The sequence below is a fragment of the Streptomyces griseoaurantiacus genome (genome assembly GCF_036189845.1).
In the GTDB taxonomy this organism is placed as follows: domain Bacteria; phylum Actinomycetota; class Actinomycetes; order Streptomycetales; family Streptomycetaceae; genus Streptomyces; species Streptomyces griseoaurantiacus.
Genome location: NZ_CP108326.1, coordinates 3,987,358 through 4,011,633, shown reverse-complemented (window position 1 = coordinate 4,011,633; position 24,276 = coordinate 3,987,358). Strand labels below are relative to the sequence as shown.

At 73.3% G+C, this 24,276-nt stretch carries 22 protein-coding genes; 6 read left to right on the top strand and 16 right to left on the bottom strand.

The genetic code is table 11. From position 1 onward, the window contains the following. Window positions 1-159: 159 nt before the first annotated feature. Window positions 160-1,950, top strand: coding sequence for a S9 family peptidase (locus OHB09_RS17905; RefSeq protein WP_176945131.1), 1,791 nt, complete (start codon window positions 160-162; stop codon window positions 1,948-1,950). A gap of 77 nt (window positions 1,951-2,027) precedes the next feature. Then, on the top strand, window positions 2,028-2,882 hold the full coding sequence (locus tag OHB09_RS17900) for an SURF1 family protein (protein ID WP_234525794.1): 855 nt from the start codon (window positions 2,028-2,030) through the stop codon (window positions 2,880-2,882). Here the strand turns inward: OHB09_RS17900 and OHB09_RS17895 are convergent. The 12 genes from OHB09_RS17895 to OHB09_RS17840 form a co-directional block, all read right to left on the bottom strand. Further along, window positions 2,852-4,135, bottom strand: a complete 1,284-nt coding sequence (locus OHB09_RS17895) for a hypothetical protein (RefSeq protein ID WP_006141979.1) — start codon at window positions 4,133-4,135, stop codon at window positions 2,852-2,854. The two genes, OHB09_RS17900 and OHB09_RS17895, sit on opposite strands and share 31 nt — an antisense overlap. Further along, window positions 4,132-4,707 carry a SigE family RNA polymerase sigma factor gene (locus OHB09_RS17890; protein ID WP_040896133.1) on the bottom strand — a complete coding sequence of 192 codons (576 nt, stop codon included), beginning with the start codon at window positions 4,705-4,707 and terminating at the stop codon, window positions 4,132-4,134. Before OHB09_RS17890 ends, OHB09_RS17895 begins: the two co-directional genes overlap by 4 nt. Before the next feature lie 530 nt (window positions 4,708-5,237). Beyond that, window positions 5,238-6,431, bottom strand: coding sequence for an aspartate-semialdehyde dehydrogenase (locus OHB09_RS17885; protein WP_006141976.1), 1,194 nt, complete (start codon window positions 6,429-6,431; stop codon window positions 5,238-5,240). Further along, on the bottom strand, window positions 6,428-7,732 hold the full coding sequence (locus tag OHB09_RS17880) for an aspartate kinase (RefSeq protein WP_006141975.1): 1,305 nt from the start codon (window positions 7,730-7,732) through the stop codon (window positions 6,428-6,430). The genes OHB09_RS17885 and OHB09_RS17880 overlap by 4 nt, the downstream gene beginning before the upstream one ends. Window positions 7,733-8,106: 374 nt before the next feature. Next, window positions 8,107-8,805, bottom strand: coding sequence for an HAD family hydrolase (locus tag OHB09_RS17875; protein WP_319116991.1), 699 nt, complete (start codon window positions 8,803-8,805; stop codon window positions 8,107-8,109). Window positions 8,806-9,024: 219 nt separating this feature from the next. Continuing rightward, the gene (locus OHB09_RS17870) at window positions 9,025-9,381 is read right to left on the bottom strand and encodes a cupin domain-containing protein (protein ID WP_167795269.1); all 357 of its coding nucleotides are present in this window, start codon (window positions 9,379-9,381) and stop codon (window positions 9,025-9,027) included. Window positions 9,382-9,508: 127 nt separating this feature from the next. Continuing rightward, the gene (locus OHB09_RS17865) at window positions 9,509-11,212 is read right to left on the bottom strand and encodes a phosphotransferase (RefSeq protein ID WP_328922242.1); all 1,704 of its coding nucleotides are present in this window, start codon (window positions 11,210-11,212) and stop codon (window positions 9,509-9,511) included. 105 nt (window positions 11,213-11,317) lie between these two features. Next, on the bottom strand, window positions 11,318-12,208 hold the full coding sequence (locus tag OHB09_RS17860) for an SDR family oxidoreductase (RefSeq protein WP_191890402.1): 891 nt from the start codon (window positions 12,206-12,208) through the stop codon (window positions 11,318-11,320). A 256-nt stretch (window positions 12,209-12,464) separates the two neighbouring features. After that, entirely contained in the window at window positions 12,465-13,043 is a 579-nt protein-coding gene (locus OHB09_RS17855; protein WP_191852467.1) for a Uma2 family endonuclease, read from the bottom strand. Window positions 13,044-13,123: 80 nt separating this feature from the next. Continuing rightward, the gene (locus tag OHB09_RS17850) at window positions 13,124-14,224 is read right to left on the bottom strand and encodes a hypothetical protein (RefSeq protein WP_328922241.1); all 1,101 of its coding nucleotides are present in this window, start codon (window positions 14,222-14,224) and stop codon (window positions 13,124-13,126) included. A 307-nt stretch (window positions 14,225-14,531) separates the two neighbouring features. Continuing rightward, window positions 14,532-14,777 (bottom strand): DUF397 domain-containing protein, encoded by a 246-nt coding sequence (locus OHB09_RS17845; protein ID WP_093596890.1) that lies wholly within the window; start codon window positions 14,775-14,777, stop codon window positions 14,532-14,534. Then, complete coding sequence (locus tag OHB09_RS17840) at window positions 14,774-15,583, bottom strand: helix-turn-helix domain-containing protein (RefSeq protein WP_234525789.1); 810 nt, start codon at window positions 15,581-15,583, stop codon at window positions 14,774-14,776. The genes OHB09_RS17845 and OHB09_RS17840 overlap by 4 nt, the downstream gene beginning before the upstream one ends. A gap of 84 nt (window positions 15,584-15,667) precedes the next feature. Between OHB09_RS17840 and OHB09_RS17835 the strand changes: the two genes are divergently transcribed. Then, window positions 15,668-16,129: a hypothetical protein gene (locus OHB09_RS17835; RefSeq protein WP_328922240.1), complete on the top strand. Its 462-nt coding sequence runs from the start codon at window positions 15,668-15,670 to the stop codon at window positions 16,127-16,129. On the opposite strand, the gene OHB09_RS17830 is transcribed toward OHB09_RS17835, so the two are convergent. The 3 genes from OHB09_RS17830 to OHB09_RS17820 form a co-directional block, all read right to left on the bottom strand. Then, window positions 16,080-16,739, bottom strand: a complete 660-nt coding sequence (locus OHB09_RS17830; protein WP_167794007.1) for a DUF5063 domain-containing protein — start codon at window positions 16,737-16,739, stop codon at window positions 16,080-16,082. The genes OHB09_RS17835 and OHB09_RS17830 overlap by 50 nt on opposite strands. After that, the gene (gene recR, locus OHB09_RS17825; RefSeq protein WP_167794006.1) at window positions 16,732-17,331 is read right to left on the bottom strand and encodes a recombination mediator RecR; all 600 of its coding nucleotides are present in this window, start codon (window positions 17,329-17,331) and stop codon (window positions 16,732-16,734) included. The genes OHB09_RS17830 and recR overlap by 8 nt, the downstream gene beginning before the upstream one ends. A 193-nt stretch (window positions 17,332-17,524) precedes the next feature. After that, the gene (locus tag OHB09_RS17820; RefSeq protein ID WP_006141962.1) at window positions 17,525-17,866 is read right to left on the bottom strand and encodes a YbaB/EbfC family nucleoid-associated protein; all 342 of its coding nucleotides are present in this window, start codon (window positions 17,864-17,866) and stop codon (window positions 17,525-17,527) included. A gap of 321 nt (window positions 17,867-18,187) precedes the next feature. Here OHB09_RS17820 and OHB09_RS17815 point away from each other — a divergent pair, with 321 nt between their 5' ends. Then, complete coding sequence (locus OHB09_RS17815) at window positions 18,188-18,931, top strand: SLATT domain-containing protein (RefSeq protein WP_006141961.1); 744 nt, start codon at window positions 18,188-18,190, stop codon at window positions 18,929-18,931. 44 nt (window positions 18,932-18,975) lie between these two features. Here OHB09_RS17815 and OHB09_RS17810 read toward each other — a convergent pair whose 3' ends face one another. Beyond that, window positions 18,976-20,649: a serine/threonine-protein kinase gene (locus OHB09_RS17810; protein ID WP_191852465.1), complete on the bottom strand. Its 1,674-nt coding sequence runs from the start codon at window positions 20,647-20,649 to the stop codon at window positions 18,976-18,978. A gap of 334 nt (window positions 20,650-20,983) precedes the next feature. Between OHB09_RS17810 and OHB09_RS17805 the strand changes: the two genes are divergently transcribed. Both OHB09_RS17805 and OHB09_RS17800 read left to right on the top strand, forming a co-directional pair. Next, the gene (locus tag OHB09_RS17805; RefSeq protein WP_167794004.1) at window positions 20,984-21,727 is read left to right on the top strand and encodes a GntR family transcriptional regulator; all 744 of its coding nucleotides are present in this window, start codon (window positions 20,984-20,986) and stop codon (window positions 21,725-21,727) included. Further along, window positions 21,724-24,255 (top strand): dolichyl-phosphate beta-glucosyltransferase, encoded by a 2,532-nt coding sequence (locus tag OHB09_RS17800; protein ID WP_328922239.1) that lies wholly within the window; start codon window positions 21,724-21,726, stop codon window positions 24,253-24,255. Before OHB09_RS17805 ends, OHB09_RS17800 begins: the two co-directional genes overlap by 4 nt. Window positions 24,256-24,276 lie beyond the last annotated feature (21 nt).

The window sequence follows — 24,276 nt, the reverse complement described above, 5'->3', positions numbered from 1 at the left end:
CACGGGGCGGCTTCGGTCGCCCTCGCGCCCGCGCGGCGGAGCCGCAGGACGGACACAGCCCCGCGTCCCTCGGGCGGCTTCGGTCGCCTTCGCGCGCCCTTGCCGGGCCTCGTGGCCTGCTCGGCGCGGCAAGATGTACCCATGAGTGAGAGTGGCGGGATGGTCGCGTGGGAGATGCGGTTTCGGGCGGCGCGGGTTTCGTTGCCGGACTGGGCGGAGGACGCGCCGAACCGGGCGCTGTTCGTGTCGAACGCGACGGGTACGTACGAGCTGTACGCGTGGGACCGGTCCACGGGTGAGCAGCGGCAGGTGACCGACCGGCCGAACGGCACCACGGACGGGGTGCTGTCGCCCGACGGCGAGTGGATCTGGTGGTTCGACGACACGGACGGCGACGAGTTCGGCGTCTGGCGGCGGCAGCCCTTCGCGGGGAAGGCGTCCGAGGGCGCCGACGAGGAGGCCGCGCCCGGGCTCGCGGCCTCCTATCCGGCCGGGCTCGCGCTCGGGCGGGACGGGCGGACCGCCGTCGTAGGGCGGTCCACCGACGAGGACGGCACCACCCTGCACCTCGCCCGGGCCGGTGAGGAGCCCGTCGAGATCTACCGGCACCGCGAGTCCGCCGGCGTCGGCGACCTCTCGCACGACGGCACCCTGCTCGCGATCGAGCACACCGAGCACGGGGACGCCATGCACTCGGCGCTGCGCGTGCTGCGCCTGGACGGCGGCACGGTCGCCGAACTCGACGACACCGAGGGCGGCACCGTCGAACTGGGCCTGGAGGTCCTCGGCTTCGCCCCCGTCGAGGGCGACACCCGGCTGCTCATCGGGCACCAGCGCCGGGGCCGCTGGGAGCCGCTGGTGTGGGACGTCGCCACCGGTGAGGAGACCGACCTCGCGCTGGAGCTGCCCGGCGACGTGGCCGCCGAGTGGTACCCGGACGGCTCCGCACTGCTCGTCTCGCACAGCTTCGAGGCCCGCAGCGAGCTGTTCCGCTACACCTTCGCCGACCGCACCCTGACCGAGCTGTCGACCCCGCCGGGCACCGTCTCCGGCGCGACCGCCCGGCCCGACGGCAGCGTCGAGTACCTGTGGTCCTCGGCCGCCGAGCCGCCGGCCGTGCGGTCCACGACGGGCCGTGTCGTGCTCGACCCGCCCGGGATGAAGGCGCCGGCCTCGGTGCCGGTGGAGGACGTGTGGGTGGAGGGTCCCGGCGGCCGGGTCCACGCCCTGGTGCAGAAGCCGGCCGGGGCGAGCGGTCCGCTGCCCACCGTCTTCGACATCCACGGCGGCCCCACCTGGCACGACAGCGACGCCTTCGCGGCCGCGCCCGCCGCCTGGGTCGACCACGGGTACGCGGTCGTCCGGGTCAACTACCGGGGCTCCACCGGCTACGGCCGCGAGTGGACCGACGCGCTCAGGCACCGCGTCGGCCTGATCGAGCTGGAGGACATCGCGGCGGTCCGCGAATGGGCCGTCTCCTCCGGCCTCGCCGACCCCTCGCGGATGGTGCTCACCGGCGGCTCCTGGGGCGGCTACCTCACCCTCCTCGGCCTCGGCGTCCAGCCGGAGCTGTGGACGGTGGGCATCGCGGCGGTGCCGGTCGCGGACTACGTCACGGCGTACCACGACGAGATGGAGGCGCTGAAGGCGATGGACCGCACGCTCCTCGGCGGCACCCCGGAGGAGGTCCCGGAGCGTTTCGAGGCGTCCTCGCCGCTGACGTACGTGGACGCGGTGAAGGCGCCGGTGTACATCTCGGCGGGCGTCAACGACCCGCGCTGCCCCATCCGGCAGATCGAGAACTACGTGGACCGGCTCGCCGCCCGCGGCGCCGTCCACGAGGTGTACCGGTACGACGCCGGGCACGGGTCCCTCGTCGTCGACGAGCGGATCAAGCAGGTGCGGCTGGAGCTGGAGTTCGCGGAGCGGCACCTCGGCGCCACCGTCTGAGCGGACCCCCCGTCCCCCCGGGGGCGGGGGGCACCCCGCGTGCCTCCCGCCCCCCTCGGCGCCGTACCGTTGGCGTTGTGTACCGGTTCCTCCTGACCCCCCGCTGGTGGGCGATCAACGTACTCGCCCTCCTCGCCGTCCCCGTCTGCGTCTTCATGGGCTCCTGGCAGCTCAGCCGCTTCGAGGACCGGGTGCAGGACCACCGCACCGCCACGGAGCAGGCCACCGAGGCGAAGAAGGAGGCCGCGCGGCCGCTCGCCTCGCTGCTCCCCGTGGACAAGGCCACCTCCGGCAAGCGCGCCACGGCGAAGGGCCACTACGGCAGGCAGCTCCTGGTCCCGGACCGCGAGCTCGAGGACCGCACCGGCTTCTACGTGCTGACCATGCTCCGTACCGACGGCGGCAAGGCGCTGCCGGTCGTACGGGGCTGGCTGCCCGGCAGCCCGTCCGCGGCGAAGGCGCCGGCCGCGCCGAAGGGCGAGGTCACCGTCACCGGCGCGCTGCAGGCCTCCGAGACACCGGGGCAGAACGGCGCGAGCGGGGCGGGCGGCCTGCCTGCCGGGCAGGTCGGCGCGATCAGCGCAGCCTCCCTGGTGAACCTGGTGCCGTACGACGTGTACGACGCCTGGGTCACCCTGGACACCGCCGACTCGGGGATGACGGCGGTGCCGGCGAGCCGGCCCGACGACTCCGGCCTCGATCTGCGGGCCTTCCAGAACCTCGGGTACACCGGCGAGTGGTTCGTCTTCGCCGGCTTCGTCGTCTTCATGTGGTTCCGGCTGCTGCGCCGCGAGGTGGAGTTCCAGCGCGACGCGGAGCTGGGCATCCTGCCGGACGGCGACCCGGAGGGCCCCGGCGGCGGGGGTGAGCCCGAGGGCGCCGGCGAGGCCGGGCCCAGGGATCAGGACCCCGCCAGCACTCCCGTCCGGTAGACCGTCCCCGCGCAGGCGTTCGGGATCGTCGCGGTCACCGTCGGCGAACCCGTCGCCGCCGTGTGGGAGACCACCACGCTGCCGTCGGCCACGCCGTCCGTCCGCAGGAGCTGCGAGGAGGCGCCGTTGCCGTTCGTGGCCGAGGAGCCCGCGGACGTGCCGGTGCTGCCGTCGGAGGTGGTCGGGTCGGGTGTGGGCCCGCCGGAGCCGCCGCCCGCGCCGCCCGCGGTGGGGCACGTCGCCGAGGGCACCCAGGCGAACTTCACCTCGTAGGCCATGCCGGGCTTCAGGATCAGCGAGGCCAGTTCCTGCGAGGGGTCGGGCAGCCCGGTGGCGGCGTCGCCCGCGACATGGCTGACGACGGTGAGCTGCGAGGCGTCCGCCGCGCCCTGGGCGGCCGTGCCGACCGTGCCGGAGCCGGAGAACGTACAGGCCCTCCCGGAGATGTTGGCGACGCGGAACGTGCCGTAGACCACGCCGACGGAGTCGGCGGCGGCGACGCTCGAGGTGGCCCCGCCGAGCTGGACCGCCGTGCAGTCCGCGAGGCCGGAGCCGGAGGCGGTGGAGCCGCCGCCGGCCGAGCGGCCCTTGCCGCCGCCCTTGTCGTGCGCGCCCCCGCTGCCCGCCTTGTCCTTGTCCCGCACCGAGTGGGAGGGACCGGAGGAGTCACCGGAGTCGCCCTCGCCGTCCTTGTCCTTGCCCGTGCCGCCGTGGGCCTGGGAGGCCTGGCCGGCGATCGACGGGTCGGCGTGGGAGCCGGTGGCGTTGGAGACGTGCACCAGGGCGGGGACGGCGGTGCCGGCGAAGAGCGCGGCGGCCGCCATGCCGACCAGTGCCTGCCGCTTGCGGGCCCGGCGTGCGGGCACCGCCCGCCGCAGGTGCTCCAGGGTGCCCTCGCGGGGTTCCAGGTCCCCGACGGCGGAGTGCAGGACGTCGCGCAGCGCCGTCTCGTCGGGGGCGAGCCCCAGCTCGTCGTCCGAGCGGTTCGAGCCGTCGCCGTTTCCGTGCACCGTGCCGTCACCGTTCCCCGCGGAGGCGGAGGTGTCGCCGAGGGCCGCCAGCAGGCGGTCCCGCCCGGCGGCCGTGCCGGTCCGTTCGGGGTCGGCCTCGGGCTCCGGTTCGGCGGTGGCGGACCGGTCGGCCGTGGTGTCGCCGGGGGCGGCCGTCCGGCCGTGGTCCTCGGGTCGGCGGTCGTTCACGTTCTCGTTCCCAGCCTGCTGTCCGTCGTCGGGCTTGCTGCGGTGCTCGGTCATGCCGACGCTCCCATGGCGATGCGCAGCGCCGCGATGCCGCGCGAGCCGTACGCCTTGACCGAGCCGAGCGACAGTCCCAGCGTCGCCGCGACCTGCGCCTCCGTCATGTCCGCGAAGTAGCGCAGCACCAGCACCTCGCGCTGGCGGCGCTGCAGGCCCTTCATGGCCTTGATCAGCGAGTCCCGTTCGAGCTGGTCGTACGCCCCCTCCTCGGCGCTCGCCATGTCGGGCATCGGCTTCGACAGCAGCTTCAGTCCGAGGATGCGGCGGCGCAGCGCGGAGCGGGAGAGGTTCACCACCGTCTGCCGCAGGTACGCGAGTGTCTTCTCCGGGTCGCGGACCCGCTTGCGGGCGGAGTGGACGCGGATGAAGGCCTCCTGGACGACGTCCTCGCAGGAGGCGGTGTCGTCGAGGAGGAGGGCCGCGAGTCCCAGCAGGGACCGGTAGTGGGCCCGGTAGGTCTCCGTGAGGTGGTCGACCGTGGTACCGGACGCCACGGCCTCCTCTGCGCCCTCACGCTGGCTCGGTATGCGGGCGGGCCGCGTCGCGGGCATCGGCGCGATCACCGGCATGCCGCCGGGCGCGCCGGTCGCGCGGGACCGGCGGGGCGGACGCAGGGTCGTTCCCCTCGTCTGAACCGCCGCGGTGAATTCGAGTACCTCTGCTGCCACGCCTGTTGGACACGCCTGGGGCCGTCAGGGTTGTACGCGGGTTCGTGTGTACCGCGTCGCCCGCCCGTGAGCGGTGCGCGTACGGGCGCCCCGTCCGTCCGACCTGCTTCCCCCGGCGCGGCGGACAGTACGTCCCGTGCCCTCATGCCTACCAGCTCTTCCCCTGTGCTTGCCTGCTGCGCTGCCGGCCGCCCCCCGAAGGGCGAACGCAATGACGCTCCCCGCCGTCCGTGCGGTTGCAAGGAGCGGGAAGGGAAATCCTCGTCTTCCGGACGGGTCCGGTTCAAGTGGTCCGGACCAGGTGGGTCCGACCCGGCCACGGGACTGACACAGATCCTACAAATACTTGTCGGATTGGCCAGCGTATAAGGAGCGTCCTCGGACCGAACGGGCAGGTCGGATGCCCTCGCCGCCTCCCCCTGCCGCCGGGATCACCCGGCGTGGTGTCCGGGGCCCGGCGCGGTCCGGACCCCGTCGGTCACGACGAGTTCGGCGATCTGCACCGCGTTGAGGGCGCCGCCCTTGCGGAGGTTGTCGGCGCACACGAAGAAGTCGAGCGCCGTGGGGTCGTCCAGCGCCCGGCGCACCCGGCCCACCCAGGAGGGGTCCGTGCCCACCACGTCGGCCGGGGTCGGGAACTCCCCGGCGGCCGGTTCGTCGCACAGCACGACGCCGGGGGCGGTGGCCAGGATCTCCCGGGCCCTGTCGACCGTGACCTCGTTCTCGAAGCCGGCGTGGACCGTGAGGGAGTGGGCGGTGACCACGGGGACGCGGACACAGGTGACCGCGATCGGGAGCTGCGGCAGGCCGAGGACCTTGCGGGTCTCCTCCCGCAACCCGGCCTCCTCCGAGGACCAGCCGTCCTCCAGGAACGTGCCCGCCCACGGCACGACGTTGAGCGCGACCGGCTCCGGGAACGGGCCGGTGCCCTCCCCCACCACACGGCGCACATCGCCGGGGTTCGTGCCCAGCTCCGTACCGGCGACGAGGGCGAGTTGCTCGCGCAGCGTCTCGACGCCGCCGCGGCCGGCGCCGCTCACCGCGTGATACGAGGAGAGGACCAGTTCCCGCAGGCCGAACTCGGCGTGCAGCGCGCCCATCGCCACGATCATCGTGAGGGTGGCGCAGCCGGGGCTGGCGAGGATGCCGCGCGGGCGCACACGGGCGGTGTGCGCGTTGACCTCGGGGACGACGAGCGGCACCTCGGGGTCCGTCCGGAAGGCGGCGGAGTTGTCCACGGCCACGGCGCCCCGGGCGGCGGCGACGGGCGCCCATTCGCGGGCCACCTCGTCGGGCACGCAGAACAGGGCGACGTCGACGCCGGTGAGGGCGGCCTCGTCGATCTCCGCCACCTCGGTCTCCTCGCCGCGCACGGTCAGCTTGCGGCCGGCCGAGCGGGGGGAGGCGAGCAGCCGGATCTCACCCCAGATGTCGGCACGCTGGGACAGGATGCGCAGCATCACGGTGCCGAGGGTGCCGGTGGCGCCGACGACCGCGAGGACGGGCTTGTCCGCCTGCCGGGCCGAGGGCGCCGGGCGCGGAGCCGGCCGGGGCGCGGACGCCCCCACGGCCCCGGTGCCGTGCCTCGCGGGGACGGCCGGGGCGCGCGGGGGCTCCGGGGTCATCGACCCGTGCCTCCGTAGACGACCGCCTCGTCGCTGTCGGAGTCCAGGCCGAACGCGCTGTGCACGGCGCGGACGGCCTCCGGGACGTCGTCCTTGCGGGTCACGACCGAGATGCGGATCTCGGAGGTCGAGATCAGCTCGATGTTGACGCCCGCGTCGCTCAGCGCCTCGAAGAACCCGGCGGTGACCCCGGGGTTCGTCTTCATGCCCGCGCCGACCAGGGAGATCTTGCCGATCTGGTCGTCGTAGCGCAGCGAGTCGAAGCCGATGACCTGCCGCGCCTTCTCCAACGCGTCGATGGCCTTGCGGCCCTCGGCCTTCGGCAGGGTGAAGGAGATGTCCGTCAGCCCCGTGGAGGCGGCGGAGACGTTCTGCACCACCATGTCGATGTTGATCTCCGCGTCCGCGATGGCACGGAAGATCGACGCGGCCTCGCCCGGCTTGTCGGGCACGCCGACGACGGTGATCTTGGCCTCCGAGGTGTCGTGCGCGACCCCGGAGATGATGGCCTGCTCCACCTTTGGTTCCCCTTGCGCTACGTGCTGTGCCGACTGCGCCGGCTTGATCGGCTCGCTACTCACCCAGGTGCCCTGGAGTCCGCTGAAGGACGAGCGGACGTGGATCGGGATGTTGTAGCGGCGGGCGTACTCCACACAGCGGTGGAGGAGCACCTTGGACCCGGAGGCTGCCAGTTCCAGCATGTCCTCGAAGGAGATCCAGTCGATCTTCCGGGCCTTCTTCACCACCCGCGGGTCGGCGGTGAACACACCGTCCACGTCGGTGTAGATCTCGCACACCTCCGCGTCCAGCGCCGCCGCCAGGGCGACGGCCGTGGTGTCGGAACCGCCGCGGCCCAGCGTGGTGATGTCCTTGCCCACCTGGCTGACACCCTGGAAACCGGCGACGATGCAGATGTTGCCCTCGTCGAGCGCGGTCCGGATGCGGCCGGGCGTGACGTCGATGATCCGCGCCTTGTTGTGGACGGAGTCGGTGATGACACCGGCCTGGCTGCCGGTGAAGCTCTGCGCCTCGTGGCCCAGGTTTTTGATCGCCATGGCCAGCAGGGCCATGGAGATCCGCTCCCCCGCGGTCAGCAGCATGTCGAGCTCGCGCCCGGCAGGGATCGGCGACACCTGCTCCGCGAGATCGATCAGCTCATCCGTCGTGTCGCCCATCGCGGAGACCACGACAACCACCTGGTTGCCGTTCTTCTTGGCTTCCACGATCCGCTTGGCGACGCGCTTGATGCCCTCGGCATCGGCTACGGAGGAGCCTCCGTACTTCTGCACGACAAGGCCCACGTGCGCTCCTCGCTCAGTCCGTCTCTGTCCGCTGTCCGCACACATACGTGTGTACGGCGCGGTCGGCTCAGTCTATCGAGCGGCCGAATTCCCCTTCCGGGATACCACATGGTGAGATGTCCCGCTCAGGACGTGATCACCCCGGTTGCGAGGTCTCCCGGTCGCCCGGTGACCCGCGAGAACCACCGGCCGCTCCGGCACGCCGCACTCCTTCGGACGCCGTGCCCGGACGGCTCCTGCCCGAGGAACGCGGCGACCACGCGGAAAGTGCCCGTCCTCACACTTTCCGACGAGGGGGACCGCCCGGCCGGGAACCGTGCTATCGCGGCCGGGCAGCGGGCGCGACGACCACCCTCGCCGCGGGACGACCGTGCTCAGTCCGCCGAGTCGAGTATCGCCCTCAGCGCGTCCGGCCGCGCGTGCGCGGGGAGGTGGTCCACGAAACGGACCCGGCAGCCCAGGCGCTCCGCCCCGGCGTCCGCGACCCGGTCGTCGCCGACCATCAGCACCTGCGCGGCCGGCAGGCCCAGGCCCTCGCACGCCGACCGGAAGATCTTCGGGTCCGGCTTCTGCACCCCGCTCTCGTAGCTGAGGACGAAGACGTCCACGAGGTCGTACAGCCGGTGTTCCCGCAGGACGGGCCGCAGGTCCCAGCCGATGTTGCTCACCACCGCCACCGGCGCGCCGCGCCGGCGCAGCTCGCCGAGGACCTCCGCGGTGTCCGGGTACGGGCGCCAGGCGGCCGGTGTCATGTGGCGCGCGTACAAGGCGTCGAGGACCTCCTCACCCCAGGGCAGGTCCGCCTCGCGCATCAGCCCGACGTAGGCGGCCCGGTGGCTGCCGGGGTCGAGGTCGCGACGCTCCCACGAGGGCCGGAGACGGTCCGGCAGGACCGAGGGGGAGACACCGCCCGGCAGGGCGCCGAGCCGCTCCAGGCGCGCGGCGCACCCGGCCCGCTCCCGGGCCGTGGCCTCGATGCCCAGGTCGTCGAGGACGGCGTCCAGCCAGTCCGCCGTGGGCTCGACGCGCATCAGCGTGCCGGAGAAGTCGAACATGTACCCCTTGACGGTCAAGGCGGCTCCTAGGGTCTTTCGTTCGGATCGGGCCGGCCGGCAGGCGCGGTACGTCTTCGGCCGACCCGAGCGGGGTCCGGTGCGTGCGGCTGCAAGGCGGAGGAGGGCGCCAGGGCGGAGCCCTGGCAACCGACGACAACGCCGCAGAGGCGCGTGCCGGACCCCGCGACGCCGGAACGATCCGAACGAGAGGCCCTGGCGGTTCACGGACTACGGAGGTCACGGCACGTCCACCTTGTCACCGGCCCGCTTGGGCACGTGGAAGACGATCAGCCGTACGGGGTGCGGCACCGGCAGGGCACCGTGCGCGTCCCCCGGTTCCAGCAGGAGGAGGTCGCCCGCCCGGAGCCGGACCTCGGCGCCGTCGACCCAGTAGTCGGCCTCGTCGAGGAAGTAGAAGACCTCGTACAGGTGCCGGTGGTAGTGCCTCGACTCGGTGAACTCGGCGGGATGTTCGACGAACAGGATCCCGACCCGGTCCACGGGCACCTCCACCGGGAGGTCCAGGAGGGACAGCACGGTCCGGCCGTCCGGGCGGGCGGCGGCCTCCTGGTCCGCATGGCGCACTACGCGCATGTCACAGCGTCCTTTCAGTGGTGGGTCGTCAGTGGCGGGTCGTCAGTGGCGGGTCGTCAGTGGCGGGTGTCGTCACGTCGGTGGTGTCGTCGCGTCGGTGGTGGGCGGCGGTGTGCGCCGTCGTGCGTCAGGAGACCGGCGCGAGGCGGGTCCCGGTCCTGCGGCCGGCCTCCTCGGCGAGGTCGCCGTACAGCTCGTTGATCAGCTCCACGCCCCGGGCGTAGCAGGCGAGCGCGACGGTCTCCCGCTCGTCGTGGGCGATGTGGAAGGGCATCACGCTGCACATGTGGGCCGCCTCCGCGAGGCGCACCTTCAGCAGCCAGTGGGGCTCGCCCCGGTGCCAGCGCGTCGCCGTGAGCCAGTGGTACAGGCGCCGGCGCACCGCGCGGTAGAACGCGACCAGTTCGGGGGCCGTGAGGGTGTAGTCGATCTCCGTCTCCCCGACGGTCACCTCCACGTGGCCGCCGTGGATGAGGTCGTAGAGCGAGTTGACCGAGTGCCAGACCTTCCCCAGGTCGTAGGCCACGTCGTAGCCGGGATTCCCGCGCGGGTCGATCAGCAGGAACCGGTGGTTGCTCCGGTCGATCAGCACGTTGTCGAAGTGCAGGTCGCCGTGGGTGCGCAGGAGCCGCCGCGGGGTCAGCAGGCCGAGCATCCGCTCGTCGCGCCCCAGGTCGGCGACGACGTGGCGGACGTTGCGCAGCCAGACCCCGTTCACCCGGACGCGCTCCGCCTCCCACAGACGGTGCCGGTGCGGGAGCGCGGCGGCCGTCTCCGCCAGCCTCCTCGCCACGCGGTCCAGGTGCGTGCGCCGGATGTAGTCCTCCGGCACGTCCCGCTCACCGGCCGGGTACAGATCCCGCTTGACGACGGCGAGGATGCGGCGCGCCCACAGGGCGGCCTCCTCCTCGTCGATCGCCCCGGACAGGATCAGCCCGCGCAGGGTGGGCAGGGGATGGTAGTGGAGGTCCATGGAGGCACCCCGCGTCTCGATGCGGTGCTCCACGACGTCGGGGAAGTGGCGGCGGGCGGAGTCGTCGAGCCCGCGCAGCCAGCCGATCTCCTCGGACAGTTTGTCCTGTCCCTCCCCGAATGCCTCCTTGCGCACGATGCGGCGTCCCTGCCGGTGCAGGTGCACGTAGGTGCGGGCGTAGGACCCGCCGGCCAGCCGGTTCTCGACGACGATGTCGTGGCCGTGGATGTCCTGCGCCAGCACGGCGCACTGGACGCGGACACGGCGGGCGAGGCGACCGAGCGCCACCCGCCAGGAGGGCGGGCCGGGGCGTGCGTCGAGGATGTCCGCGAGGGCCGTCCGGTCGGCGTTCAGCAGCACGGCCGAGCCCAGGTAGCCGAAGGTCTCGCCGTCCTCGCACCGGTCGTCCGGGGCGGCCAGGCGGTCGAGCACCAACGGCGCCCGGCCCTCGTGCCGGACCACCGCGCCGGCCCGCACCGGGAGGTCCCGGCGGTCGGTCACCAGCGCCGTGGACGTCGCCAGGTTGGCGAAGGCGGCGAGGGTCTCGGGCCGTATCGCGCAGGAGCAGTCGACGACCAGCACCCTTCCCGCCTCCTCCCGTAACGCGGCGGCGAGCGCCCGCAGCCGCTGCCGCGTGCCCCGCACGGGAACGCGGCGCACCAGGCCGGGCCAGTCGCCGGGCCCGTCCTGTCCGGGCCCGTCGTGCCCGGGGGCGTCCTGCCCGGGGGCGTCCTCACCCCCGAGGACGGTGACGCCGCTGACGGTGCCTTCGTGGACGGCCTCCCCCACCGTGGGCGTGACCGCGTAGGGGGAGTCCGGGTGCCGGGCGCACAGGGTGTCGAGAACGATGATCTGCATGTGCCTGCTTCCGTCTGCCGGGGCACGGACGGCACCGCCCACCGGTGGGCACGGCGAACGTGCCGCGTGGCCGGGCGGGGCCGCGAGTGCGGTGGGGGACCGCTGTCAGCCGCGGGGGCCGGGCAGCGAGCGGACGTAGGACTCGGCGTGGTGGGAGACGCCCGCGGGCACGCGCATGCCCCGCTGCTCCAGCCGGTCGGTCAGCAGCCACGGACGGGCCGGCCGGGGCACCTCCTGCCCCTCGGGCACCGCGCGGGCGGGCCGCAGCAGTGTGCCGGGCAGCCCCGCCGCCTCGGCGAGCTTCCGTCCCCATGCGAGTTTCGTCAGACGTTCCCGGCTCGCCGCGTGGAGCACTCCCGTCTCCCGGCGGGCGACGGCCTCCTCCAGTACCGCCGCCACGTCCTCGGTCCAGGTCGGCTGCCGCTCGACGCGGTCGTCCAGTTCGACGGTGCGGCCCTCGGAGAGCGCGAGGAGCATGCGCTCGATCCAGCCTCGGCCCCGCCCGGGGACCGGCGCGCCGTAGAGCACGGGGAGGCGGACGATCAGGTGCTCGGGCACCTCGGAGGCACGCTCCTCACCGAGGAGCTTGGTCCGACCATACATTTGGAGCGGATTGGGAACATCGTCCTCCGCATAACCGGTCTCCGACTTCCCGTCGAACACGAACTCGGTCGACAGGTACACGAGCCGGACCGCCTGCCGGGCGCAGGCCCGCGCCACGTTCTCGGTCGTCCGGACGTTCAGCGCGTGGGCCATGTCGGGGTCGCGCTCGCAGGCCGCCACGTCGGGGGCGGCCACGCAGTGCACGCAGACGTCCGGGCGGTGGGCGTCGAAGAAGCGGTCGACCTCGGTGGACCGTGTCGCGTCCACGCTGTACAGATCCGGCGCCGGGCGGCTGCGCGACCATCCCACGACCTCGTGCCGGGCCCGTAACGCGGGCAGGACGGCGCCGCCCAGCAAACCTCCGGCGCCGGTCAGGAGAACTTTCGCGGGCATGGGGGGTTTCCCTCCAGCATCAGTGCAGTCGTCACCGAGCGCACGGGCGGACCGGTGCCGCGCAGGCTCCGTCGCGGGACGGAGCGGGGACGCAACGGCGCCGGGCACGACGCGGCCCGGCGGGCGCACGTCGCGACGGGTCGAGGAGGGCGGTCGACCCGGCCACAGAGATTACGTGAAGATCAGCAAAGCGCAACGGTGCGATCACCGGGCCGAGGGCGGAGGTCCGGTCGGTGTCCGGGCCATCGATCCGGGCTCAGTCGACGAGATCCTGCAGGGGCCGGGTGTCGAGGGTGATCCCGACAGGGTCGGGCAGCGTGACGGTCGCGCCGAAGGGCAGCGTCTCCTGATGCCGGTACCGTCCACTCTCCGGCTGGTTGAACACCACGACCGCACATTCTTCCCGGTCGATGAGCAGGTAGACGGGGACACCGGCGGCGGCGTAGCCCTCGGGCTTCTCGACGCGGTCGCGCCGGTGAGTGTCGGAATCGTGCGAGGTGACCTCCACGACCATCAGCACGCCCTCGGACTCGGACCAGTCCCCGTGCCCCGCCGGGAACCCGAACGGCGCGAGGACACCGTCCGGACGCGCCCGCCCCTTGCGGTAGCTCTCCACCTTCATCCCGCGCTCGCCGTAGAGCCACAGCTCGGGACGGTGCTGCATGCACAGCCTCTGCAGCCAGGCCACGATCTGATCGTGGTTCCCATCGGTCACCGGCTTGACCTGGACCCTCCCCTTGATGAACTCCAGCCGTACGGTCTCCGGGGCCCGGCGTTCCAGTTCCTCGAACTCCTCGACGGACATCTGCGGCCGGTGTTCGGTCGTGGGGGTCATGGCCTCGCCTCCTCGACACCATGGTGCCCCGACCGGCACCGCCCGCACGCGCGTGGCACCCACCTTGTCGCCCCGGGCCCTCACGGGTTCCAGCGCCTGGGGCGGAGGCCGTTCGCGATGCGGTCGCGGTTGTCGCGGTAGTGGTAGAAGACGCGGTCCTCGATGGGTACGGGACGGAACGTGTCGGGCACGGGCCCGCCCGTCCTCCGCTCCAGCTTCTTCTTCAGGAAGTGCGCCGCCGTGATGCCCAGGTGGGCGAGTTCCTCGAAGCCCTTGACGACGTCCTCGTCGGACATCGGATGGGCCGCCTCCTCCGCGCGGCAGTCCTCGCAGATGCCCCGGTCGATCCGCACCGTCCGTTCGTCCTGGTCGCACGTGGCGCAGGCCATGATCACCCGGGTCACCGTGGCACGCGGCGCCCTCTTCTGCGGCGGCATCTTCGTCTCCAGTCGTCGTCGGGCGAGTCCGCCCGGGTTGCTGACAGTGGGTGGGAGCCCCTCGGTCAGGGCCCGCGTGACGTCCTTCGGGCTCGCCCCGCGGGACAGCCACTCCTCGGCAAGGGGTGCGAGGGAGCGGCAGTCGCCCTCGGTGAGCGCCATACGGGCATCGGCGGCACGTACGTGGGTGAGCGCGCGGTAGGCGGCGCTCTCGGGCGCGGGTTCGGGCGCCGCTTCGGCTGCGGGTTCGGGCTCGGGTGCTTCCGGTGCGGCGGCGGGCGCTTCCGCGACGGCGTGATTTCCGGTGGTCACCGGGTCTTCGGCGGCCGGTTCCTCGGCGCCCGGCTGCTCCTCGACGCGGGCGAAGCCCGGCTGATGCTCCCGGGTCACGTCCTTGCCGTGCCGCTCCCGCGCGAACCGCGCCCACCACTCCGCCGACCTGCGGGTACGCGACCAGTACGTCCGCGTGACCCACCGCATCGCGCCGCCCTCGACGGTGACGTGCTCCTTGATCCAGCGCAGGTGGCCGGCCTCGGTGATCCGGGACAGCGAGGTCCGCATCGCCCCCTGGCCGTACCGGGGGTGCTCCGCCGCCAGCACCTTGTGCCCCATCGCGTGCCCCGTGTCCAGGTGGTCGAGGTAGACGGCGATCTCCGCGTCACGCGGGAGCAGATGTGCGAACTCGGTGTCCGCGTGCGGGTCTTCCTCACCCGCGGGGCGTTTTCCGTAGCCCGAATTGGCCATCGGGTGGGACGCGGAGGGGAGGGCGACACTAAGGTTGGCGTAGGCCACGGTCGAAGTCTCGATTCGATGCGTAGGTCAGGCCCCGGATTGGTGTTTGCCGCACCGCCGGGGCCGACTCATTTCGGTCGTTTGTCGCGAACCTAGAGCTGCCTCACGCACCGAAGCAAGCCGATCACGAAACGTCACCCTTACGAGGTACGACGCCTCAACTTGCGTTCAGACCTGGTTGGTTGGGTATTTCAACCAGACCAGAAAACCCAGAAAACCCAAGGAAGGAGCTCGAAGCTCGGAGCCCGGAACTCGGGGCTCAAGCTCCGGGCCGAACTGCGGCGACGAACGCCGACCACGCGGGCGCGGCGACGCGGATTTCGGGGCCCGTGGGGGCCGCCTTGGAGTCACGGACGTGGACGAGGTCGCAGTGGGCGACTTCCAGGCAGTTGCCGCCTTCGCTGTCGCTGTAACTGGACTTGAACCACGCGAGGGCGACCTCGACGCAGTCGCCTCCCTCGCTGTCGCTGTAGCTCGACTTGAACCACTTCAACCGGTCGCTCATTGCCGATCCACCATCCCCTCGATGAAGCGGGCCGACTCAGCGGGGCTGAGGGCCTGCGCCCGGATCATGCTAAGCCGCTCGGTCGCAAGGCTGACAACCCTCGGATCGGCCGAGAGCTCGCTCATCAACGGGCCTTCGGCGAACGCGAACCGTTCGTGGTCACGGGTTTCCAGGAGAACCATCGGCCCCATCAGCGCGACGGGGATGGCTCGCTCGAACGGAAGTACCTGAAGGGCGACGTTCCGGAGCCGGGACCTGTCGAGCAAGTGACGCAACTGGTCCGCGTCCACCTGTGGATTGCGCAGTGCCGCCTCGTAGACGACGAAGCTGAGGCCCACCGGTGGCTTCCGCTCGGTGAGGATGGCCTGCCGCGCCATGCGCGCGACGACGCGTTCCTCAGCCATTGCGTCGTCCAGGGGCGGGACATGGTTCTCGATCAGGGCTCGCGCATAACTCTCCGTCTGCAACAGCCCGGGAACGTACGTGACCTCGTAGGACCAACGACTGATCGCCTCCTTCTCCCGCTCCATGAAGTCCTGGGCCCGTGCCGGGAACCGTTCCCGCAGCAGGTAGTCCTTCGCCGCGCTCAACAAGCCCTCCGCCCGGCACAGTTCGTCCGCGACGTCGAGGACGCGCGGGGTCGGCATGCGGACCCCCTGTTCCATCGACTTGATGGTGTCCGGGGAGTAGTTCGCGGCCTCCGCGAGCTGCTCGCGGCTGATGTTCGCCTTCGTGCGCCAGCGTTTCATCTGGTTGCCGCTGTAGCGCCAGGCGACGGGCGGCTGGGAGTTGTTCGGGCCGGGCACGGCAACCACCTCCGAGGGGTACACCGGGGCGCGTCGCCCCCGGGTCGCTACCGAACGTAGAGAGGCGGGCGGCACGGTGTGACCATGACGAGCGCAATTCACCGTCCCGAGTGGGTCCCCGCCGCCGGGCACCGGCTGTGCCTGACCGGCGTGCACTTCGACGCCGTGCGGATCGGGGGGCTGCACGGGGAGCTGGTCGCCGACCATCTGATCGAGGCGACGGACGAGGACGCGGGGCCCATCGTGTGCGAGGCGGGACGGGGCCGCTGGGTGTACTTCCTGCTCCCGCCCGGGACCGCGCGGCACCACGACTGGCCGCCGGGGGTGCAGCGGCTGCCCGGCCAGGGCGGCCGCACGGTCGCCTACGTGGGCGTTCCCGCCCTGGAGGGCAGCACCTGGCCGCTGCGCTGGTACAGCGCACCGACCCCCACCGCGCCCCACGTCGACGCCGGAGCACTGCACGGGGCAGTGGCCCGGCCGCGCACCGGCGGACCGCTCACCCGACGGGGCGCACTCCCAGCGGCAGACCGATCTCCCGGACCATGACGCGGCCCGCCTCCTCCGCGAGGGCGTCCTCGCCGAGGTCCTGGTCGGTGTCCAGGCCGTCGAGTTCGTCGAGGGGCTGGTTGAGGCGGACGTGGGCGACCAGGGACTGCAGGGCGCGCAGGGTCGCCGAGGCCGTGGAGCCCCAGTTGGAGAAGTAGGAGAACTGCCACCACCACAGCGCCTCCACGCTGCGGCCCGCGCGGTAGTGGGCCATGCCGTGGCGCAGGTCGGCGATGACGTCGGCGAGATCGTCGGAGATGCGGGCCGGGACCGGGGCCTTGCGGGGCTCGTAGGGGTCGAAGACCTCCGAGTAGACGTCCACCGGGTCGAGCATCCTGGCCAGCCGCTCGCGCAGGTCGTCGACGTCCGGCTCGGGTCCCGGGTCGGGCTCGTAGCGCTCCTCGGGGACGAAGTCCTCGTGCGCGCCGAGGCGGCCGCCGGCCAGCAGGAGCTGGGAGACCTCCAGGAGGAGGAAGGGGACGGCCGAGTCCGGCTCGTCGCCCCGGGCGACCTCGGTGACGGCGACCAGGAAGCTCTCGATCTGGTCGGCGACCTGGACCGCGAAGTCGTCCGGACTCTGGGTCTTGGAGTGCAGCGTGGCGTCAGACATCTAGGAGTCGTCTCCCCTCGAAGGCGCGGCCGAGGGTGACCTCGTCCGCGTATTCCAGGTCGCCGCCCACCGGGAGGCCGCTGGCCAGGCGGGTGACCTTGAGGCCCATGGGTTTGATCATGCGGGCGAGATACGTGGCGGTGGCCTCGCCCTCCAGGTTGGGGTCCGTGGCCAGGATCAGCTCGGTGACCGCGCCGTCCGCGAGGCGGGCGAGCAGCTCCCGGATGCGCAGGTCGTCGGGCCCGACGCCCTCGATGGGGCTGATGGCGCCGCCCAGCACGTGGTAGCGGCCCCGGAACTCGCGGGTGCGCTCGATGGCGACCACGTCCTTGGGTTCCTCCACCACGCAGATGACGGCCAGGTCGCGGCGGGCGTCACGGCAGATGGCGCACTGCTCCTCCTGGGCGACGTTGCCGCACACCGAGCAGAAGCGGACCTTCGCCTTGACCTCCAGCAGCGCGTGCGCGAGCCGGCGGACGTCGGTCGGCTCCGCCTGGAGGATGTGGAAGGCGATCCGTTGCGCGCTCTTGGGACCGACGCCGGGCAGCCGCCCCAGCTCGTCGATGAGGTCCTGGACCACGCCTTCGTACAACGGATGTGCCTTTCCACATGAGCCCGGTCCGGACGGTGCCGGGCTCGGTTTCCTGGAACGTACGGTAGTTGGCCGCCGTGCCACTTAGAAGGGACGGCCGGGCGGGGACTCGCGGTGACTCCCGCGGTTCCCGCCGTACGCCCATGCCGTTCGCCCCGGTCTGCCCCGGCTCGGGGACCGGGTCAGCCCCGGATCAGAACGGCAGTCCCGGGATGCCGCCGCCGCCCAGACCCTGGGCCAGCGGGCCGAGCTTCTGCTGCTGGAGGTTCTGCGCGTTCTCGTTGGCCGCCTGGACCGCGGCGACGACCAGGTCGGCCAGGGTCTCGGTGTCCTCCGGGTCCACCGCCTTCGGATCGATCTTCAGTGCCCTGAGCTCGCCGGCGCCGGTCACGGTCGCCTTCACCAGGCCGCCGCCCGACTGCCCGTCGACCTCCGTGCGCGCCAGTTCCTCCTGGGCCCGGGCGAGGTCCTGCTGCATCTTCTGGGCCTGCTGCAGCAGCTGCTGCATGTTCGGCTGGCCACCACCGGGGATCACGATCAGCTCCTGTCGGGTACGGCACGTATGCGCTTGCACGCGGCTCGTGGCCGCATGGGCGCGGCCCGTTCTTCCGCTCGGCACGAGCCTACGTGCTCCCCGGCCCCGGCGCCCTGCCACTCTTTCGAGTGAAAACCTCCGGCGCCTTATACCTGGCCAAGCCCCCCTTCCTGGCGGATAAGCGGCGAAACACTCTCACCGGCCACCCATCGGGGGTAGGAAGGGGCGGTGCGCCCGGGGCGCACGGTGCTTCGGTCGTGCGTGGACCGTGCACGGGCCCCGCGCGGGCCGTCCGCCGGTCGGTTCAGGAGGGAGTGCCGGGTGAGTCAGCCGGGAACGCAGCCGGAGGGTCCGCACAGCAGCGGCCGGGGCGAGGGGGCCGTACGGCCCTGGCCTGCCGACCTCGCCGGGCGGCCGTTTCCGCAGGGGGACTGGGGCGAGCCGGCCGAACGGCTGCACGAGCTGTATCTGTGGGTGGAGCGCGGGGCCCTGGACACCGTCGCCTGGTACCTCGCGGACCGGGTCGGCAAGCGGCGCGGGGCGCGGCTGCTACGGGCCGGGGCGGCGGCGGGCGGGGTGTGCGGGGCGATGCTGCCGCTGCTCGACCTCGCCGGGGTCGTCGACGGGGCGGTGCCGTGGGCGTATCTCGCACTGCTGCTGGGCGCGGCGTGCGTGGCCGGGGACCGCTTCTTCGGGGTGACCTCCGGGTGGATGCGGGACGTGGCGACGGCGCAGGCGGTGCAGCGGAGGCTGCGGACGCTCCAGTTCGACTGGGCCGCGGAGAGCGTGCGCGAGGTGCTGGGTCCGGCGGAGGGGACGGCGGCGGAGGCGGCGGAACGCTGCCTGGGGGTGCTGCGCGGGTTCGCGGAGGACGTCGGCGAACTGGTGCGGGGCGAGACGGCGGGCTGGATGACGGAGTTCCGGGGGGTGGGCGTCCCGGTGCGCCCGGAGGCGGGCGCGGGCCTGCCCCGGGCGGACACACCCTCGGGGGCGGCCCTCCGGACGCACCTCTCCCCGTCCCGCCCCCACATGCCGCGCCAGCGCCCCCCGGAGCCGCGCGGTTAGACCCCGGCCCGCGCCGGACACCCGGCGCCCGGGGGTGCCGCCGCTCAGCTCTCCTTGTCGTACGTCAGGGACGAGCCGTCCGTCGTGGTGCGGCGCAGGCGGCCGTCCGGGAGGAGGGCCAGCTCCGTCGCGGCGCCCGGTGTGCAGGAGGTCGCCGGGCGTCCCACCGTCACCGTGGACGGCCCGATCGACACCGGCCCGCCGTCCGTGGGCTCCGCCGCGAGTGCGGCCTGGAACTCGCAGTGGTAGGTCCCGCCGCCCGCCGGTCCCTCGGCGATCAGCGAGAGCACCCGCTCGCCGACCTTGCCCTGGTGCACGACCAGCCGCCGGGTGCTGTGCCCGCCGTCGTTGTCGATGCTCGCCGTCCACGTGCCGACGTAGCCGCGCGGGACGGCGCCGCCGCCGAAGGGCTCGCCCGCGTCCGGGGTGGGCGACCCGTTCGCGGGGGACGCCGATCCTCCGCCGCCGTGCGTGCCCTTCCGGCCGGTGCCGCCGCCGTCGTCCGTGCCCCGCATCACGGCCAGCACCGCCCCGCCCGCGCCCAGCGCGACGACCAGCGCCACGGCGACCAGCGCGACCGTCGCCGCCCTCCGGCTCCGGGGCCGTGCGGGAGGAACGGGGCCGGTCACCGGGCCGCCGTGGGGCGAGGGCGGCGGAACCGGCACGGGCGCGGGCCCGAGCGGCGGCCCGAAGCCCGGGGAGGCCGTCACGGGCGTCGCACCGGCTCCACCGTCCGCGGCCCGCGTGGACACCCGCGTGGGCGTGCGGCCCGCCGCCCGGGCGCCGGGCGGCTCCTCCCCCGGGTCCTCCACCTCCAGCAGCCGCACCGCGTGCCGCCCGAGCTGCGCGACCAGGGCGGCCGGCAGCCAGGGCTCCCGCATCCGGCCCCCGAGCAGCGTGTCCTGCGCCCCCGTGCGGTCCAGCACCTGTGCCGGGGTGGGCCGCCGCGCGGGGTCCTTGTGCAGACAGTCCCGGACCAGGTCGACGAGGCCCTCCGGCACCTCGGAGAGGTCCGGTTCCTCCTGCGCGATGCGGAACATCACGGCGTGCGCCCCGCTGTCCGCCGCGCCGAAGGGGAGCGTCCCGGTGGCCGCGTAGGCGAGCAGCGAGCCGAGGCAGAAGACGTCGCAGGCCGGGGTGATCGGATCCCCGCGCACCTGTTCGGGGGCCATGAACCCGGGCGAGCCGACCAGCGCGCCGGTGCGGGTGATGCCCTCCTCGCCCGCGGACTCCAGCGCCCGGGCGATGCCGAAGTCGATGACGCGCGGCCCGTCGATCGTGACGAGGACGTTGGACGGCTTCAGGTCGCGGTGGATCAGCCCCGCCGCGTGGATGTCCCGCAGGGCGCCCGCGAGCCCGGCCGCGAGGGAACGCACCGTGCTCTCCGGCAGCGGCCCGTGCTCGCGGCCCACCACGCTCTCCAGGGAGGGCCCGGCGACGTACCCGGTGGCCACCCAGGGGATCTCTGCCTCGGTGTCGGCGTCCAGGACCGGCGCGGTCCAGTCCCCGCCGACCCGGCGGGCCGCCCCCACCTCCTGGCGGAACCGCGCGCGGAACTCCTCCCGCTCGGCCAGGTCCCGCCGCACCAGCTTCACGGCCACCGTGCGGCCCCGGCCCGACCGGGCCAGATACACCTGCCCCATGCCGCCGACCCCGAGCCGCCCCAAAAGCCGATAGCCCCCGATGACCTGCGGATCGTCCGCCCCGAGCTGTTCCACCGCCGCACCGTCCTCCCCTCGGCGCAGCCGCGCGCCCCTGCCCTGCCCCGTCCCCCGGCCCGAGAATAGTGCCGGGGGCGGTCCCCGACGGCTCCGGGCCCGGCACGGTTGCCTGCCGCACCCGGTTCGTGACGCGTCCGGCACACTGTCACGCCCCCGCGCCCCGGCCCCCGCCGGCCCGTGCCGCGGCCGGCCCCTGCCCGTGACCCGTCCGGCGTAAGGTGACGTGCTCGGAGAAAGGTGCGTGCCTCGCGCGTACGTACGTTTCGCGGACGCACGTCCCCCGCGCGCACCCGCGCGCGTCCCCCTCACGCGGATGGGAGCGAGGCCAGCAATGCCCGGCATCGGCGGCAGCGGCGCCGTAACCCGCAGCACCCTCAGACAGCAGCTCGCGGACGCCCTCCGCGACGAGGTGCTGGCCGGCCGGCTCCAGCCGGGGCAGGAGTTCACGGTCAAGGAGATCGCCGAGCAGTACGGCGTCTCGGCCACCCCCGTCCGCGAGGCGCTCGTCGACCTGTCCGCACAGGGGCTGCTGGACGCCGTGCAGCACCGCGGCTTCGCGGTGCGCGCCTACTCCCCGGCGGACCACCGCGCCATGCTCCAGGCCCGCTCCCTGGTCACCGACGGCATCTTCCGCAGGCTCATCGCCACCGGCTTCGACCCCGACGCCGACCCCGCCACCGCCGCCACGCTCGCCGGGGTGCGGCGGCGCGGCGAGGAGGCCCGGCGGGCGGCCGCCGCGGGCGACCTCGGCGTGCTCGTCGGCTACGACGTCCGCTTCTGGCGCGAACTCGGCGAGCTGTACGGCAACGTCCACCTCACCGACTTCCTGCACCGGCTGCGCGTGCAGACCTGGGCGTGCGCGGTGCAGCTCCTGCGCCGCGCGGCCGCCCCCACCGGGCCGCCGGAACCCGGCCGGCCCCCGGGGGCGCCCCTGCCGCAGGGGCTGTTCTGGACCGGCTACACCGAGCTCGTCGACGCGCTCGCCCACCGCGACCCGGCCGGCGCGCACGCCGTCGTCACCGCGTACGACGCGCACTCCCTGGCCCTGCTGGAACGGCTGGCGGCCGTCGGATGAGCCGGATCGCCGCCCAGGACGTCATAGAGGACATGTCGGCCACCTCCCTCGACCTGACGGTCGTCGTCCCCGCGTACAACGAGGAACGGCGTCTCGCGCCCACGCTGGACGCGATCGTCGCCCACCTGAACAAGACCGTCGGGGACGACACCGGCACCCACGCCTGGGAAGTCCTCGTCGTGGACGACGGCTCCACCGACGCCACCGGCGAGGTGGTGGCCGAGGCCGCCGCCCGCGACCCGCGCATACGGCTGGTGAGCAGCCCCGCCAACCGCGGCAAGGGCAACGCCCTGCGGCTCGGGGTGCTCGCCTCGCGCGGACGCCGGGTGCTGGTCACCGACGCCGACCTGGCCGCGCCCATCGAGGAGCTGGACCGGCTGGAGGCCGCCCTCGCCGAGGGCGGTGCGGCCGCGATCGGCTCCCGCGCCACCGACGGCGCCACCATCGAACGGCACCAGCACCGGATCAGGGAACTCCTCGGCCGGGCCGGCAACGTGCTGATACGCCAGGTCGCCGTCCCCGGCATCCGCGACACCCAGTGCGGCTTCAAGCTGTTCGAGGGCGACCGGGCCCGCGAGGCCTTCGCCGCCTCACGGCTGGACGGCTGGGGCATCGACGTGGAGATACTCCAGTACTTCCGCCGGGCCGGCTGGCCGGTCGCCGAGGTGCCGGTGCGCTGGGCCCACCAGCCCGGCTCCAAGGTGCGGCCGCTGGACTACGGCCGCATGCTCGCCGAACTCGCGGTCCTCAAGGTGCGCGCGCTGCGCCCGGCCGACCTGCTGGTGCCCGTCCTGTTCCTGCTGCTGTCCCTCGCGCTGTACTCCGGCCGCTGGGCCGACCCGAACCACCGCTACCTGCCCGACTCCCTCCAGGACCAGAACCAGTGGGAGTGGTTCTTCGCCGTCACCGCCGACAACATCAGCCACTTCCGCAATCCGCTCTTCACCACCCTCCAGGGCTTCCCCGACGGCGTGAACCTCATGGCGAACACGGTCATGCTGGGACTGAGCGTGCCCTTCGCCCCGATCACGCTGTGGCTCGGGCCGGCGGTCTCGCTGGCGCTGGTGATGACACTGGGCCTCGCCGCGACCGCCACCGCCTGGTACTGGCTCCTCGTCCGGCGGGTCGTACGGCACCGGGGGGCGGCCTTCGCCGGGGCCGCGCTCGCCACGTTCGCGCCGCCGATGATCAGCCACGCCAACGCGCACCCCAACTTCGTCGTGCTGTTCATGATCCCGCTCATGATCGACCGGGCGCTGCGGCTGTGCGCGGGCACCCGGGTCGGGCACGACGGGATCGTGCTCGGCCTCATGACGGCCTACCAGATCTACCTCGGCGAGGAACCACTGCTGCTCACCGCGCTGGGGCTGGTGCTGTTCGCCGGCTCCTACGCCCTCCTGCGCCGGGACGTGGCACGGGCGGCCTGGCGGCCGCTCGCCAAGGGGCTGGGCATCGCGGTGGCGGTCTGCCTGCCGCTGGTGTCCTTCGCGCTGTACTGGCAGTTCTTCGGCCCGCAGAGCTACAAGAGCGTGCTGCACGGCGACAACGCGGGCAACAGCCCGCTCGCCCTCATCGGCTTCTCCGAGCGGTCCCTCGCGGGCGGGGCGGACCGGGCGAACGCGCTGTCGCTGAACCCGACCGAGCAGAACGCCTTCTACGGCTGGCCGCTGGCACTGCTCGCGCTCGGCATCGTCGTACGGCTGTGGGACAGGACGCTGGTCAAGGCGCTCGCGATCACGGCGGCCGGGGCGGCGCTGCTGTCCCTCGGGTCCAAGGTCCGCGTCCCGCTCACCGACACCGTCCTGCCCGGACCGTGGAAGCTGCTCGCGCACCGGCCGCTGTTCGAGTCGGTGATCGAGGGGCGCGTGGCGATGGTGTGCGCGCCCGCGCTCGGCATGCTCCTCGCGCTGGCGCTGGAGCGCCTGGCACCGGAACAGGTGCCCGGGACCCCCGCCCGCGTCCTCACCGGCGCCCGGCTCGCCGGCCTCACGGCCGTCGTCCTCGCCCTGCTGCCGATCGTCCCGGCGCCGCTGAGGACGGAACCCCGGGAGAAGGTGCCGGCCTTCGTCGCGGACGGCACCTACAAGAAGTACGTCGCCCCCGGCCAGAGCCTGGTGCCGGTGCCTCTGCCCGATCCCGGCTACGCCGGGGCACTGCACTGGCAGGCCGCCGCCGACCTCGGCTTCTCACTGCCCGGCGGCTACTTCAACGGCCCCTGGGGACCGGACCGCATCGGCATCTACGGCGCCGTCCCGCGCGCCACGTCCAACCTCTTCAACGACGTCCGCAACAGCGGCACCGCCCCGAACCTGGAGATCGAGAGCTGGCGGCGGCAGGCACGGGCGGACTTCGCGTACTGGAAGGCGGGCGCGCTCGTGCTGGCCCCCCAGGCCAACGACGAGGCACTGCGCCAGACCGTGGAGGACCTGACCGGCAGCCCCGGGACGTGGGTGGGCGGCGTGTGGGTGTGGGACCTGGACGGGAAGGGCACCATAACGACCCGGCCGGGCGGAGACTCCCGGCCCTGACCGCACGCCCTTCGTTAGGCT

What these genes read in the sequence shown, in the direction of transcription:
- OHB09_RS17905 (WP_176945131.1), top strand. Translation starts at nt 160, where the DNA reads ATGGTCGCGTGGGAGATGCGGTTTCGGGCGGCGCGGGTTTCGTTGCCG.
- OHB09_RS17895 (WP_006141979.1), bottom strand. Translation starts at nt 4,135, where the DNA reads ATGACCGAGCACCGCAGCAAGCCCGACGACGGACAGCAGGCTGGGAAC.
- OHB09_RS17890 (WP_040896133.1), bottom strand. Translation starts at nt 4,707, where the DNA reads ATGCCGGTGATCGCGCCGATGCCCGCGACGCGGCCCGCCCGCATACCG.
- OHB09_RS17885 (WP_006141976.1), bottom strand. Translation starts at nt 6,431, where the DNA reads ATGACCCCGGAGCCCCCGCGCGCCCCGGCCGTCCCCGCGAGGCACGGC.
- OHB09_RS17870 (WP_167795269.1), bottom strand. Translation starts at nt 9,381, where the DNA reads ATGCGCGTAGTGCGCCATGCGGACCAGGAGGCCGCCGCCCGCCCGGAC.
- OHB09_RS17865 (WP_328922242.1), bottom strand. Translation starts at nt 11,212, where the DNA reads ATGCAGATCATCGTTCTCGACACCCTGTGCGCCCGGCACCCGGACTCC.
- OHB09_RS17860 (WP_191890402.1), bottom strand. Translation starts at nt 12,208, where the DNA reads ATGCCCGCGAAAGTTCTCCTGACCGGCGCCGGAGGTTTGCTGGGCGGC.
- OHB09_RS17855 (WP_191852467.1), bottom strand. Translation starts at nt 13,043, where the DNA reads ATGACCCCCACGACCGAACACCGGCCGCAGATGTCCGTCGAGGAGTTC.
- OHB09_RS17850 (WP_328922241.1), bottom strand. Translation starts at nt 14,224, where the DNA reads ATGGCCAATTCGGGCTACGGAAAACGCCCCGCGGGTGAGGAAGACCCG.
- OHB09_RS17845 (WP_093596890.1), bottom strand. Translation starts at nt 14,777, where the DNA reads ATGAGCGACCGGTTGAAGTGGTTCAAGTCGAGCTACAGCGACAGCGAG.
- OHB09_RS17835 (WP_328922240.1), top strand. Translation starts at nt 15,668, where the DNA reads ATGACGAGCGCAATTCACCGTCCCGAGTGGGTCCCCGCCGCCGGGCAC.
- OHB09_RS17830 (WP_167794007.1), bottom strand. Translation starts at nt 16,739, where the DNA reads ATGTCTGACGCCACGCTGCACTCCAAGACCCAGAGTCCGGACGACTTC.
- OHB09_RS17805 (WP_167794004.1), top strand. Translation starts at nt 20,984, where the DNA reads ATGCCCGGCATCGGCGGCAGCGGCGCCGTAACCCGCAGCACCCTCAGA.
- OHB09_RS17800 (WP_328922239.1), top strand. Translation starts at nt 21,724, where the DNA reads ATGAGCCGGATCGCCGCCCAGGACGTCATAGAGGACATGTCGGCCACC.